Genomic DNA, 14,512 nt, shown 5'->3' on the forward strand with positions numbered 1-14,512 from the left:
ATCACCACGTGAAGGTCACCTGTAGGACATCCACATAGCTGCCAGGGGACAGATTGCCCGGGTTCGTCTTGTTGATACGGCCATGCACCGGAAGTGCCATCGGCATTCCGTTGCTCGGCAACGTAAAACCGACTGGGGCAGCATTCGCGGGGTAGGCCGTTTTGAGAGCCGCATCGCTATAGACCTCGTAGGGAAGGAAGTTTTCGCCCTGCTTCACAGCACGCGACCCGGTCCCAATGGAGGTCCCTTGCCCCGCGTTGTTCCCCGGGCTCACGGAGACCGAAAGGGATGTGATTTCTGGAGAGCAGATGATTTCAGTATTGTCGCCGCTGCCCGCGGAACCTGCAGTGACGACGCCAGTGAAGCCACGTGGTTGAACGCCAAAGTCCAAGGTCTCTAGTCCTGGGGAACGTCCCGCCGGAGCCGCGGCGCTCTTGATAAAGCACCCACCGTAAAGCACCATCTTGGCGAGCAGCTGGCCGGAAGTATTGCCAGCGGGTTGTGCGTGAAGACTGACCAGGACCGCGCCCAGGGTCACAACGGCAACTGTTGCAGCCGCATAATTTCTACAATTCATATGAACACCGTCAATCACATGACGATGCGTCCCTCAGTGTCGCCAACCCACCTTGGATGTGGGGGCTTGGGCTATAGGCCGGCAGGGGAACCTTCATCCATCCGGAGTCGTCGGTCTTCTTCAACCCGATAGCCCAAATTATGTGGGCAAGGAGCTGACAACTGTGTCCCAATTGTTAAATCACAACCGACATACGGCGCAGCGCCTGACAAGTTCACATCAAATCCGGTTCGTCCCCTGAAGCCAACAAGCTGCTTGCGGAACTTCCGGTCTCGCACTGGGCGTCAAGCCAGCACCAGCCATCGACTAACACCGCATGATTAAGAGTCATTCGCGGTGTCCAAGTTGCAAGCCCGTAAGCTATCGTTTGAGCAGGTCCGCATCGGGTGAGCTCCGCAAGGTTTAGCTTTATGACAGCCTCGAAGCTTTTCTTAGCGTTTACCCACTTGCTCGCTCAACTCCTTCTGGGCACTCTCAAGCGCAGCATTTGCATCCTCTAACTGCTGACTTGATTCTTCCAACTTTTTTTCTAGCACCTCGGTACGCTCGATGGCAGCATTAACGTCGGCCGAACGAACAGAATCGGCCACCTGAGTGTCAAGAACGGCATGGACTACCTTCAACTCAAGGGCTGCGTCCTGGATGTCACCAGAAACCTTGCGGTTCGTCTTTAACACGCTGGCGACCACTGGCTGTGCCTTGGATGGGCGTACGATTCTTTTGGGCATAAGGCAATTTTACGCCGATGTAATTTGTAGATGCCGCGTCTGCTGCACTTGGACGAGTCACTTCGTCGGCTCAATATTAAGGAGGAAACCCGCGGTCCTTCGTAAAACCAGTCGTCTGTTGACGTCACTTGAGAGTAGTCGAAGGTGAGGAGCCGCTGCTTCAAGGATAGGATTTTTTCCTACAAAGAAGGTTTTGGAGCACCGTCAAAATCCAGCACCCGATGAGCCGCAGCCGCCAGCAAACATTAACCTTCCGGTTCAGCCCATGCATCTTAAAGCCATCATTGTGGAGGACAGCTCGACTATCCTCGAGACGCTCATCCCTGCCATGTCGGAATTGGCCAACCTCGAGGTGGTTGCGATAGCCGGAACGGCGGCCTCCGCCATCAATGCCCTCGCCCAGTACGCAAACGACTGGGACGTGGTGGTTGTAGACCTGTTTCTAAAGCAAGGTTCTGGTCTTGAAGTGCTGAGAGCATGCAAAGTGCGAAAGATGAACCAAAAAGCCATCGTCTTGACGAACTACGCCACGGCGGACATTCGACGAAGTTGCCTGGTACTGGGGGCAGACGCTGTTTTCGACAAGTCCACAGAGCTGGACAGATTTTTTGACTTTTGCAATTCGCTCGGGAGTTCCAGGCAAAAGAATGGTTCTGGCCTTGGAGATATAGCCTCGTAACCCAAATCCGTTTATAGACTCGGCCCTGTTGAATGGCGACGAGGAGGCTTCCGACTATTCGAGCGTTTTAGGGCATCCCTATTTCATGGGAGAGGCAAGCGAACGGCAGCAGGCGTAACCGCCGCATTTAGGCCTCACCGGTTTTGCTCTTGGGTCTGGCGGCCGAACGTTGAGTATTGTCAGAGGCCCGTCATCTAAAGTTGCTTGAGCTTTGCCTCTTGCCAATATTCGCTGAGTGCTCGACCCGCCACGCGAAACCGCTCGACCAAAATAACCTCATCGCTTGATAGCACGCGAAGCGGCGACGTTATCGGTTGGCCGGTAATCAGATAAGTGACATCGACGCCATGGGATGCCAGGGCTTCAAGATAGTCCGTATTCGGCTTTCGTGCGCCGGCTTCATAGTGACTCTGCGAGATTCTTCCCACGCCACCCATTGCTCCAAACTTGGCTTGGGTTAGACACCAATCTCTGCGAACCGCTGTTAAACGCTCTGGATCTTCCGCGCCAGGAGATCGATGTGGAAATCACCGGTAACCGTCCAGACCAGATGCTGACCAATGTCTTCTTCAACCCAGGCTGCGATGGCGCAAAGTTTGACTACGGTTATCGGGGGACGCCGTTTGCCGTCCAGCTCGGGTTCGACGCCTCTGAGGCGTTCCACACATACTCAATTGAGTGGTCACCTGACGAGATCAGATGGTTCGTCGACGATCTCCTTGTGCATCGGAGAGTGATCTGGGACCCTACGCCGATTCCAGATCTGCCCATGACTCTGCATTTCAATACCTGGCCGACACGTTCCGAGGAGCTTGCGGGACGACTTGTGCGCGAGTCTTTGCCGGCCGTCGCTGCTATTCGGCGAATCGCGGTGGATGCAAACAGCGCTGACGGTCAGGGCGATGCCACCTCGGTTAGGGAAGACTTGGGGCGGCTGGTCGATAACGCGCCAGAAGGTTTGCCGCCATCAAAGCGCGATGTACCTGCTCATTGGGATGCCCATGTGAGAGATGAAACCTATTGATCAAGCAAGGTCGGTGACGCAAACGCACTGATGATTTGCTCCATGTGAAGGCATCACGGACTGAGGGAGGCCCCTCGGCACTCTCTGACTTTCCAGGGACGCTTTCAGCGACGGGTGTTCGGTGAGGTCAGCGGTATGGTTCTTCACCCGAGCCTCACTGAGTCAAATTCAATTTCAGACCGCATATCGACTTTGCAGCGATTGCAGTCGATCACGGTCGAGACTCGGACGGCAGGTTTGGGGCCTAAAGCAGAGACTTCCTTTACCAAGAACAAGGACGGCAAGCGGGATACAGTTTGCATTCAGGGCGCAAATGGCGGCTGGCGCACCCACCTATGGTTGGGCATTCTTCATCTCCCTTATTTATGAATGGGGATGAAGGATGTCCGTTATCGCTTGTTCTTCGCTAGTACCACCTTGCGCCAAGTCTCAAGGTCGTTCAAATCGGAGGTCATGTCGGCCGGCTCGGGGATGGGAATGTTTGCCTCAGGCGCTCCGTCGTGCCCGGTGTAGTTCGAGCACTTCGTCATGCCCGCCGTCACGGGAGCCACGTCGTCGGGAGCCACTGAGACTTTACCCAGCCCCATGGTCGATACGCCTCGCTGGAAGCGCTGCACTACCTTGTTGAACAACACTTCCTCAACGCCTCGCTCCCAGGCCATGCGTAGGTCGCTGTAAAAGTCGCGAGCATGCAAGTTGTAGCTTGGGTCATTCGCCTTCCTTAGCCGCTCACAATTGACCTGTTTGTTCCGCAGCAGTCCGACGCGGTCTTTGGTGGCCGATCCAGCGAATGGAAGGCTTACATCAGCCACGCCGAAGCCCTCTGCTGTTTTCGTGAGCGTCAACGCCATCGGATCTCCCCCTGCGACCACGGTATCAGCCATCAGCGTGCTCAGGAAGAAGATGTCGTGTGTGAAGACGACTACCTGGCGCTCCTGAGCCTCTAAGGCAAGCCGCTTGGCGACTCGCTCGCGCCGCACGTGGTCCAGGGATGAGACCGGGTCGTCGAAAACGATGCCGCCAGAACCCTTTCCAAGTCGAACCTCTGCTAAGAAAGACGCCAGCGCAATAGCGCGCTGCTCGCCCTCGCTGAGCACGTCCGCCGGGGAGCCTCCTCCGTCGGTTTCGAGGACTAGCTTGAAGGTTGTCTTGGCCCTGGCAGAACTGGGTCGCATCGCGACCTTGATGTCTTGGACGCCCAGCGTCCGGAGCTCCGCCGTGAGGGCGTCAGCTACCTCCTGACTCGCCATCGTATTTGTCAGGTCGGTCGATTTGCGCGAGATCGCAGCGGTGGCTGTGGCGGCCGCGCACTGGCCCAGAGTCGCGGCCAGCTCGAATGCTTGGACCGCGTGGAGCGCCGTATCCTTGAGCGCGGCCAGTTCCTGGCGGGCACGCAACTCCCCGTACTCTTTTTCCATCTTCGCCCGCTCTTTCACGTCCACCGACTCGTCGAGCGCGACTGCTTGCTCCCGTAAATGTCCAGCAAGGGTTCTCAAGCCAGCCGTCGGGCTGTCGGAGAGCGCGGGAAGGGCATCCCACGGCTGACCCGTGTTTTGGGTCGCCGCCCTGATGATCGCGTCACGTCTTGCGACCACAGCGGGCTGCAGATTGCCACACGCCTGGATAAGGTTGGGAAGATCTCCCAGATCGTGTCGGAGGGCTTCGTCGAACAGTAGATCCGTGGGCGCGTCCCTGGCCGCCCGGAAGGCCTCCTCCGCCGCCGCGCGTGCGGCGGCGGCCAGGCTCGCGGCTTCTCCCTTAATGAAATCATCGAACGCGGCGAAGCGTGCGGAGCCGGCCACGCCTAGAGTGTTTTGGCAGAGCGGGCAGCGGTCCTCTGCGTCAAGATGGGGAAAATCGCATACGGGAAGCGAGGTAGTACAGAAATCGCGGGCCGCTTGGAACATCGCGCCCCATGGCTCGCCAAATGTTCCCTCCAAGGCGTCGAGGGCCTGGAACTTCTTCGCGGCCGCTTCTGCCATCCCCTTGGCAATGCTGGATTTCTCGATCAAGCCGCGTAGCGCGAAGGCTTTGTGATCGGATAGTGCATCTTCCATCTTGGCCGCGCGATTCGCGAGGCCCTCCACTCGCGACGCCCTCGCGCGCAACTCGGTCGCCCGCTTCTTCGGGTCAGCCTCGGCGAGCGTCTTTGCGAGGAGCTCCGAACGCTCCGCCTCGGCTTGCGACATATCGGCGAGACGATTGATATCCTGCTTGCTAGTCTTGGCCGAGAGCCCGGCGACAAGCCTCCCAGCCTCGGTAGGACTTTGAGCGAGACGCTGGAACGGTAGCAAGTTGGGTTGGTTGGCCTGTTGTTCTTTCGCTGCTCGTTCCTTGAGCGCGATGCAAATCTGTGCAAGGCTGGCTAGGATATCGAGGCCATAGGGCGCATAGGCGAAGTCGCCGTGGTTGTCTACGTAGGCCCGGGCGCAGGCCGAGTCGAATATGGCGATGCAGGATAGTTCGACCGGCGCTGCAACGCCTTCGGCCCAGGCGAACTCGGTGGCCGCTCCGCTCACGAGGGCATCGAACTTGGCCGAGGGCACCTCGCGCTTGGCCTTAGGGAGGTAGACGTTGCCGTGTATCTTCTCGGACTGGTCCCTAGCCCGGCACGCCTGCTTTAACACTCGCGAGTAGCCCGACTTGCCAGCGCCGTTGTCGCCGTAGATGACCGTGAGGCCTGCAGGGGCGATTGGGAGAGACTTACCTGCCGCGAGCGCGTTAACGCCGCGGAGATCTCTAATGGCGGTGAGCTGCACGGCGCCCGCTTCTACGTGCGGTGCGGCGACCTGCTCTGGAGTGAGGACCCGGGCCTGTGTGCTTTTGGGATCAGCGATTCCCTTGCTAGCCTTAAGCAGGGCGTAGATATCGTCTAAGTCGGCGGCGGTCGGAGTTGGCCGCTCGTATAGGACCGCGATGGCATGGCGCTGCCATGCCGGTAGGCTTTCGGACCACTTTTGAATCGCCGCTAGGATCGTCATCGAGAATCTCCTCCGCTCATTAGTTTGGATGAGATGCTACGACACACTGCGGGATTGAGGTGGAAGCAGCCTCATTCCAGTAAGCCGCCATGAGCGTAGGTCCGCCAATGGTCGCTATGGGCGCACTACAGTCGCCGGAGTTCTTCCGCTAACCGTCTGCAACCAGCCTGAAGCGGCCGAAGTGCCAGTCGGCTCTGCAGCGATAGCAGTCCGTCGTGGACGTGTCGCGACAGCAAAATGACAAGCCAACAGCAGTCTTTCGCGGAACGAGCAATTCAGTCACGCCAGGCCAAGCTGTTTTCTCAGACTGGCGTCTACAGGGCCAGCGGGGAGATAGCGGCGCAACTTGCTCAAGATGGACGCTTGCCCGCCTGGTGTACGGCGCATGCGCCAAGGGCCCAGTGCCGCCTCGACAATGGTGTTGGCCACTACGGAAGGCGCGGGCGCGTTGTTCACATTCGCAGAGAACACGCGTGCCACCAAATCACGTTCACCGTCATAGGCTGCAATCGTGGTGCTTGCGTGGGGCGAGTTGGCATCCAATTGGGTCTTGGTGTAGGACGGTTCCACCAGCGTCACGCGAATGCCAAACTGGCGCACCTCATGGTCCAGCGTTTCTGAGAGCCCTTCTACGGCATGTTTGGAGGCGGAATACACGCCCATGTAGGGCGCGGGCAGAAAGCCCAGCACCGAGCTGACGTTGACGATGCGGCCTTCACGTTGCCGCCGCATGTGCGGCAGCACCGCCTGGGTCATGCGCAAGATACCGAAGACATTGGTGTCAAAAACCGAAGCGGCTTCAAGGGGCGTGGTTTCCTCCACCGCCCCGATCAAGTTCGTCCCCGCATTGTTGACCAGCACGTCGATACGCTTGACCTGATCGAAGATCTTTTGAACCCCATGCCCGACGGACAACGGCTCCCGAACGTCCATCTCGATGAGCTCCACACCCGGCACTTGTTCCGCCCTGCGCAGGCAACGCACAGTACCAAACACCCGGCACCCCTTGGCGGCGAACTGCAGTGCGGCTTCCCGGCCAATACCCGAGGACACCCCCGTGATGAGAACAACTTTCGCATTTGTCATGCCGATTCCTTTTTCAGTGTGAAGGGGTGGACAAGGCGTGGTGCGGTGGCGCAACCGCAACCGCTGAAGTTCCGCTGCCGGGTTTGATGCGAAACCAGATGGCGTACATTGCCGGCAAGAAGACCAGCGTGAGCACCGTTCCGGCCAGGGTGCCGCCAATCAGGGTGTAAGCCAGCGTTCCCCAGAACACCGAATGGGTGAGCGGGATGAAGGCGAGGATCGCAGCCAAAGCGGTCAAGATCACCGGGCGGGCACGCTGCACCGTGGCTTCGACCACCGCATGGAACGTGTCCAACCCCTCTTGCTCGTTCTGGTGGATCTGCCCAATCAAGATCAAGGTGTTGCGCATCAGGATGCCGGAGAGCGCCACCAATCCGACGAGCGCATTGATGCCAAAGGGCTGCTGAAACAGGATCAAGGTGGGCACCACACCGATGAGCCCGAGTGGGCTGGTGAGAAACACCATCACCATGGCGGAGATCGACCGTACCTGGAAGATCAGAATGATCAGGGTGATGGCGAGCATGATGGGGAACAGCGGCAACATCGCGGCCGTGGCTTTTCCGGACTCTTCAATGGAGCCGGCCTCCTGGATACGGTAGCCGCTCGGCAGCTTGTCCATGATCGGTTGCAGCTGCTTCGTGATGGCGGCCGACACATCCGGCGGCTGCAAGCCATCGGCGATGTCGCCACGTACCGTGATCGTGGGCATCCGGTCGCGGCGGCGCATGATGGGCTCTTCCATGCGCACTTCAACCTTGCCCAATTGCGACAGCGGAATGCGCTGCCCGTTGGCGCCGGCCAAGGTGAAGTCGGCGATCTTGGCGGGGTCGAGCCTGTTTTGGCCCGCCGAACGCGCCACCACCTGCACCGTACGAATGTCTTCACGCACGGTGGTGACCGGGGCACCGCCCAACAGGAATTGCAGTTGCTGGGCCACGCTGCTGGAAGTCAGCCCAAAGGACTGCAACCGGTCCTGTTGCAAGCTGAGATGCAACATGGGGGTACGCGTGCCCCAGTCGGAGTTGACCGTGCGCATCATTGGGCTGGCGTTGAGCACCTGCTGGACTTCGGCCGCAATGCGGCGCAGTTGGTCTGGATCAGGTCCGCTCACCCGGTAGGCCACCGGGAAAGGCGAATACGGGCCGAACACCAGTTGTGTGACACGCACCTGCGCCTCAGGCGCTAGGCCAGCTGCAATGGCCTCGCGCAGCCGCATTTTCAAGGTCTCACGTTCGTCCTGGCTGTCGGTGCGGACGACGATTTTGGCAAACGAGGGGTCTGGCAGTTCCGGGCCCATGGCCAGGTAAAACCGGGGCGCACCTTGGCCGATATAGGCGGTCACGATCTTCGACTCGTTCTGCTGGGCCAGCCAAGCCTCAACCTTGGCGGTCGCCGCGCTGGTTTGGGCGATCGCCGTGCCATACGGCATCTGCACTTCGACCAACACCTCAGGCCGATCCGATACCGGAAAGAACTGCTTCTTGACCACGGCCATGCCCAGCACAGACAACACAAAAAGCGAGATCACCGAAACGGCCACCAGCCACTTGCGGGCAATCACGCGCGCGAGCACCCGACGGAAGCGGTTGTAGCGCGGCGTGTCATACATGGCACCGTGGCCGCCTTCGACCTTCTTCAGATCGGGCAAGAGTTTGACGCCCAGATAAGGTGTAAAAACCACCGCGACCACCCACGACGCGATCAGCGCAATGCCGACGATCCAGAACATGTTGCCGGTGTATTCCCCCGCAGTGGAGGCCGCAAAACCATTGGGCATGAAACCCACCGCTGTGACCAGCGTGCCGGACAACATGGGTGCAGCGGTATGGCTCCACGCATAAGCAGACGCATCGACGCGGCTGTAGCCCTCCTCCATTTTCACGACCATCATTTCGATGGCGATGATGGCGTCATCGACCAACAGGCCGAGGGCCAGGATCAGCGAACCCAAGGTGATGCGGTCGAAGTTCTTGCCGGTGGCCGCCATCACCACAAAGACAGCCGCCAGCGTGAGCGGAACGGCAGCGGCCACCACAATGCCCACGCGCCAGCCCATGCTGACGAAGCACACCACCATCACCACCAACAGCGCCGCGAAGAACTTGACCATGAACTCATCGACGGCGGAGCCGATGTTGACGGCCTGGTCGGTGACTTTCGACAAACTCATGCCCAAGGGTAGCTCGGCGTTGACGCGGCCAATCTCGCCATCCAACGCAGCCCCCAGTTCGCGCCCGTTCCAGCCTTCGCGCATCACGATGCCCAGCAACAACGCGGGCTCGCCCCCGTTGCGCACCATGAAGGATGATGGGTCTTCATAACCGCGCTCAACGCTGGCAATGTCCGAGAGCTTCAGCGTGCGCCCTTGCGCGACAACCGGTGTGTCGCGGATCTTCTTCAGCTCGTCAAATGCCCCGTCCAGGCGAACGAACACCTGAGGCCCCTTGGTCTCAATAGAGCCCGCCGGGGTCAACGCATTCTGGCTGTGCAATGCGGCAAACACATCCTGCGGGCTGAGCCCCAGTGTCGCCAAACGCTCGTGCGAAAACTCAATGAAGATGCGCTCCGGCTGCTCGCCGATGATGTTGACCTTCTTGACGCCGGGCACATGCAGCAGCCGTTGCCGCAAAGTCTCTGCCTCGCGTACCAGCAAGCGCTGCGGCTCACCCTTGGCTTTGAGAGCAAACAGACCAAAGGTGACGTCCGCAAATTCGTCGTTGACCATAGGCCCGATCACGCCAGGCGGCAGGTTGCCCACCTCGTCCCCTACCTTCTTGCGAGCCTGGTAGAACTGCTCCTGCACCTGGTCCGGCGGTGTGCTGTCGAGCAAAGTCAACGTGGTGAACGCCAAGCCGGGACGGGTGTAAGTCTCGGTGCGGTCGTACCAGCGCAACTCCTGCATGCGCTTCTCGATCTTCTCGGCGACTTGGTCTTGCATCTCTTGCGCCGTAGCCCCAGGCCAGGCGGTCACGATGGTCATCACCTTGACGGTAAAGGCCGGATCCTCGGCACGCCCCAGTTTGAAGAACGAAACCAAGCCCGCCAGCGAGATCATGCAAATCAAGAAGAGGGTCACGGCGCGCTCACGTACCGCGAGCGCCGACAGGTTGAAGCGCCCCTGGCTCACGGACGGCCTCCGGCAGCAGCGGTGCTTTGGTTGGCCACGCGCACCAGTTCGCCTTCACGCAGCAGATGTGCACCCAAGGCAACGATTCGGTCGCCTTGCTTTAAGGCGCCAGAGACGCGTGCGACATCGTCGCCCAGGTTCTGTACCGCAATGGGCCGCCAACTGACTTTCGTCGGCTCTCCCTCGATGACCCATACGCCAGGGCCCTTGCCGGCGTCGAACAATGCACCAATCGGCACCTGCAAACCATTTGGCGCGGAAGGTCGACCATCTGAAATCTGCACCATGACCGTCGTCCCCAAAGGTGCGTTGGCCAAATCTCCTTCCAGCACAAAACGCGCGTCGAACGTGCGGGTCAGCCGGTCGGCCGCATCCGAGAGTTGCCGCAGCTTGGTGGGCGCGGTCACGTCCTCTTTACCGAATAGCGTGGCCTGCCCAAGCGACCCCAGCGCGGGACGCAATGTTTCGGGCAACTGCACCACAGCCTCACGCCGCCCGGCGTGGGCTACACGCACCACCACTTGTCCGGTGGCGACCACTTGGCCCGGTTCGGCCAAGGTTTCGACGACAACCCCGTCGGCATCGGCCACCAGCTCCGCGTAACGGTTGGCATTGAACGCCACTTCGGCCTGGGCTTCAGCAGCACCAAGCTGGGCTTTGGCGCTGTCCGCAGCCGCCTTGACTTGATCGTAGGCAGAGGTGGAGATCGCCCCGGTTCCGCGCAGGTCACGGTAGCGGGCTTCTTCGGCTGCCGCTTGCAGGGCTCGCGCACGCGCGGCGGTGACGGCTTCGCGTTGCGCATCAGCCGCGAGCCTCAGATCGATGGGGTCTATGCGCATGAGCAGCTCGCCGCGCTTGACGGCTTGCCCGGTGTCCACAAGCCGCTCCAGCACCTTGCCGGCCACACGAAAGCCCAAGTCGCTTTGCACCCGCGCGGCAACCGTTCCTGTGAAAGTTCGCGATGCGGAGCTGGCGCCCTGGACAACGGCGCTACGCACCAAGGGTGCTTCGGTACGCGGGTCAGCGTGGGGTTTTTCGCTGCAGGCGCTCAGCGCGAACGGCAGCGTGCAGACGAGGGTAAGAGTAAAAAAAGGGCGCCGCAGCATGAAAGTCCCATCGACAAATGATCAGGACGTTCATTTTGGTACTTGTGACCAATTTAGTCAATGGTCACAGATTGATTTCTTTCTGCAGTTACGGCGACAGACTGCGCAGAATCAGCCCGGACAACTGCGCGGGGGCCTCCTCGGCGTGGTCGAAGTTATGGCGCAAAAGCAAAGGATTGAGATAGGGGCGCATCACCAGGTGGATGGCCCGGGTGGTCTCATCCAGCGGTGTTTTACGTTCAAAGTCGCCGTTCTGCCGGCCCTCCTGCAAGATGTCCTGAATCATCTTGTAGATCTGCTGTTCATAGGCCTGCGCCGACTGCCACTGCTCACTGGCCGCAGAACTGGCGATCTCATAGAGCTTTCGGTCTCGAAAGAACAGACGCATGCTCGCCTCGACGAGGGCTTTGAACATGCGCCGCAGCTTTTCTGGTGGGCGCTCCGCCTCGCTAACGGCCGCCCTGACTTCGGTCTCAATCTCACGTAGGCAGTTCGCGCAGATCATCTCGCCGATGGCTTGCTTGGACGTGAAGAATTTGTAGATGTAGGCCTTGGAAAAACCAATGGCCTTGGCGAGGTCTGAGACCGTGGTTTTTTCGTAGCCGTATTGGCTGAAATGTTCGGTGGCGGCGGTGACGATCTGGTCCCGCACATCATGGTCGAGCGGCCCGCGCGCCGAGACCGGATAACTGGTGGCTTGGTTCATGGCCCAAGCTTACCTCGCTGGTCAGGAATGCACAAATAGTGACCATATAGTATATTAGTCACAACAAATTTCACTCCTTCTGGAAACCACCATGCTGCCTCCACGTGCCCACTCCGTCCTCTTTGTTGCGAGCCTCACCGCCGGGTGCGCAGTCGGGCCCGACTACGTCAAACCCGACACGCCCATGCCGCAGCAATTCCTCGGGCAATCTGCGGTAGACCAGAGGCCCGCCTCGGCTACCGCCGATCTGGGGATTTGGTGGGCAGGCTTTGGCGATGCGCAACTCACGCGATTCGTCACGCTGGCTCTCGCACAAAACCTTGATCTGGCCCAAGCATCGGCCCGCGTGACGCAGGCCCGTGCTGGGCTCGGCGCAGCCAGTGCCGCGTTGCTACCGTCTGGTTCAGTCAGCGGCCAAGCCGCCAGGGCTTACCAGTCGATAGAAACACCTATCGGGCAGATCTTGAATGCATCGCCAAATTTCGACCGGCTGGGCAGCTCTTATGAGTCCAATCTAAGTGCGAGCTGGGAACTCGATATTTTCGGTGGCTTGCGTCGGGGCAGGGAAGCGACGCTTGCCGACTACCAGGCGTCAGAAGCTGGAGCGGCTGCCGCCCGACTGGCTGTCGCAGCGCAGACCGCCGACACTTACGTCACCATTCGCGGCTTGCAAACTCGCCTGCAGGTCGCCCACGAACAAGTGCAAACCCAAGAGAAACTGCTATCCACGGTGCAGCTCCTCTATGGCAAGGGACTGGCGCCTGAACTGCAAGTGCGACAGGTTGAAGGTGCGCTCTACCAAGTGCGGGCGAGCGTGCCAGCACTGGAAGCGGGGCTAGATGCCGCGTTGAACGCATTGGACGTGATGCTCGGCTCGCCGCCAGGAACGTATCGACGCGAACTGGCCAGCGCTGGGGCGATTCCGGTAGCGCCCAAAATCACAGCCAGCGGATCACCAGGGGATCTGCTTAGGCGTCGGCCAGACCTGATCGCAGCCGAGCGCCGCTTGGCCGCATCGCATGCGCGCATCGGTGTTGCGGTGTCTGAGTATTTCCCCAAGATCTCTCTCGGGGGAATGCTTGGCAGTGCGACATCCGTATCGGCGGGAAATTTGTTCAGTGGCGATGCCAGTCAGGCCGCTGGCGTGTTGGGCCTGCGTTGGCGGCTGTTCGACTTTGGCCGCATCAATGCGCAGATCGATCAGGCCAAAGGCCAGGAGGCCGAGCAACTCGCGGCCTATCGGCTCGCGGTGTTGAGGGCGACCGAGGATGTGGAGAACGCATTTTCTGCCCTGGTCAAACGCGAGGAGCAAACCGTTGCGCTGAGCTTGGGCGTGGATGCATTGGCACAGGCGCGAGGCGCTTCGTTTACGGCCTACCAAAAGGGCGTGAACTCGCTGATCGAGGTGCTGCTGGCTGATGACAACTTGCTCCGGGCGTCTGACGCGAAAGCACAGGCGCAAACGGAATCCGCGCGCGCGGCGGTCGCATCGTTTCGATCTCTTGGTGGTGGATGGCAACCTGAAAAATCGGCCATAACGGCGATGAAATAAAAATAGCTGAACGGGCGTGATCTCAGCCGTGCGTCGATGCGGTAGTGCCAGGCGGGAGACACCTCGTCGATCTACGCTCTCCACATTCTTTTTCGACGCAAGCCTTCACTCTTTCCAGCTCTGTTTTCGTAAATGCCTAGCCTGGCTTGCTTTTAGGAAATTTGAGTGCCTGCAATTGGCTTGATTGAACGTATTCGGGCGTTGCGTGCGAAAGGCTGCTCACAGCCTGAAGCCGCCGACTGCCACGCCAACGGAACTTCACTCCGACTGGTCGTGTACTGTGCCGTACGTCGTTGCTGACGCATGGTCACACTCCCCAGCTACCCCAAGGCTTACAACAGATCCATTGGGGGCCTGGAGATCCGATTGTCAAAAAATGAATTGAGTTAGACGTCATCCCTGGAGCTGGGCCAAGGCTTTGCGCTTGCCCAACTTCAACACGGCTTGGATGCGTTCGAGCTGCGCGGCCCGTGGCTGCACTTTGCCACCCTCCCATTTCCAAACCGAAAGGGCAGAGGCTTGCAGCAGAGTGGCCATGTCTTGCTGCGAGATGCCGAACTCCTGCCGCTTGGCGGCGAGCACGGCGGCATCGAACTTGAACTTACGCCCACCACGTCTTGGCGCCTCGACGTCCTGCGTCGGCTGTTCCGTCGGCGCACGCTGGCTGGTGGATTTGTGCAGGGCCTTCACTTGCGAAGTGAGTTGCTTGACGTCGCGTTTGAGGGCCGCGATATCCGAGCGCTGGCTACTGACCGTCTTGCGCAAAGATGCTAATTCCGTCTTGAGTTCTTTGCGTGCGACACGCAGGATTTCGTTGCGGAAGGCGGAGGAGAAGTTGGTCATGGATGAAACCTAGACGATGCAGAGAGACTACGCAGCTTAGCAGCCCGATAAACAAAGCCCTTCGAGGCAAAACCGTCGAAGGGCTGAGAACGTGCAAAGG

At 59.6% G+C, this 14,512-nt stretch carries 11 protein-coding genes; 3 read left to right on the plus strand and 8 right to left on the minus strand.

From position 1 onward, the window contains the following. Position 1 precedes the first annotated feature (1 nt). Complete coding sequence (locus ACFQ95_RS16390) at positions 2–595, minus strand: spore coat protein U domain-containing protein (RefSeq protein WP_422832670.1); 594 nt, start codon at positions 593–595, stop codon at positions 2–4. A gap of 413 nt (positions 596–1,008) precedes the next feature. After that, positions 1,009–1,305: a hypothetical protein gene (locus ACFQ95_RS16395; RefSeq protein WP_422832672.1), complete on the minus strand. Its 297-nt coding sequence runs from the start codon at positions 1,303–1,305 to the stop codon at positions 1,009–1,011. Between the two features lie 265 nt (positions 1,306–1,570). Between ACFQ95_RS16395 and ACFQ95_RS16400 the strand changes: the two genes are divergently transcribed. Continuing rightward, a complete protein-coding gene (locus tag ACFQ95_RS16400; RefSeq protein ID WP_422832673.1) occupies positions 1,571–1,984 on the plus strand; it encodes a response regulator in 414 nt (137 codons plus the stop codon). A 352-nt stretch (positions 1,985–2,336) separates the two neighbouring features. Then, a complete protein-coding gene (locus ACFQ95_RS16405; RefSeq protein ID WP_422832674.1) occupies positions 2,337–3,008 on the plus strand; it encodes a glycoside hydrolase family 16 protein in 672 nt (223 codons plus the stop codon). Between the two features lie 389 nt (positions 3,009–3,397). Here the strand turns inward: ACFQ95_RS16405 and ACFQ95_RS16410 are convergent, their stop codons facing one another. The 5 genes from ACFQ95_RS16410 to ACFQ95_RS16430 form a co-directional block, all read right to left on the minus strand. Continuing rightward, positions 3,398–5,989, minus strand: a complete 2,592-nt coding sequence (locus ACFQ95_RS16410) for an AAA family ATPase (protein ID WP_422832676.1) — start codon at positions 5,987–5,989, stop codon at positions 3,398–3,400. 279 nt (positions 5,990–6,268) lie between these two features. Continuing rightward, complete coding sequence (locus tag ACFQ95_RS16415; protein ID WP_422832677.1) at positions 6,269–7,075, minus strand: oxidoreductase; 807 nt, start codon at positions 7,073–7,075, stop codon at positions 6,269–6,271. Between the two features lie 13 nt (positions 7,076–7,088). Further along, entirely contained in the window at positions 7,089–10,205 is a 3,117-nt protein-coding gene (locus tag ACFQ95_RS16420; protein ID WP_422832678.1) for an efflux RND transporter permease subunit, read from the minus strand. Beyond that, positions 10,202–11,311 (minus strand): efflux RND transporter periplasmic adaptor subunit, encoded by a 1,110-nt coding sequence (locus ACFQ95_RS16425; protein ID WP_422832680.1) that lies wholly within the window; start codon positions 11,309–11,311, stop codon positions 10,202–10,204. Before ACFQ95_RS16425 ends, ACFQ95_RS16420 begins: the two co-directional genes overlap by 4 nt. A gap of 88 nt (positions 11,312–11,399) precedes the next feature. Then, on the minus strand, positions 11,400–12,017 hold the full coding sequence (locus ACFQ95_RS16430) for a TetR/AcrR family transcriptional regulator (RefSeq protein WP_422832681.1): 618 nt from the start codon (positions 12,015–12,017) through the stop codon (positions 11,400–11,402). 91 nt (positions 12,018–12,108) lie between these two features. On the opposite strand from ACFQ95_RS16430, the gene ACFQ95_RS16435 reads away from it, so the two are divergent. Beyond that, a complete protein-coding gene (locus ACFQ95_RS16435; protein ID WP_422832682.1) occupies positions 12,109–13,569 on the plus strand; it encodes an efflux transporter outer membrane subunit in 1,461 nt (486 codons plus the stop codon). Positions 13,570–13,962: 393 nt separating this feature from the next. Here ACFQ95_RS16435 and ACFQ95_RS16440 read toward each other — a convergent pair whose 3' ends face one another. Then, positions 13,963–14,412, minus strand: coding sequence for a helix-turn-helix domain-containing protein (locus ACFQ95_RS16440; protein ID WP_422832684.1), 450 nt, complete (start codon positions 14,410–14,412; stop codon positions 13,963–13,965). Positions 14,413–14,512: the final 100 nt, after the last annotated feature.

Origin of the sequence: Variovorax sp. HJSM1_2 (assembly GCF_049316285.1) — a bacterium.
In the GTDB taxonomy this organism is placed as follows: Bacteria; Pseudomonadota; Gammaproteobacteria; order Burkholderiales; family Burkholderiaceae_C; genus Rhodoferax_B.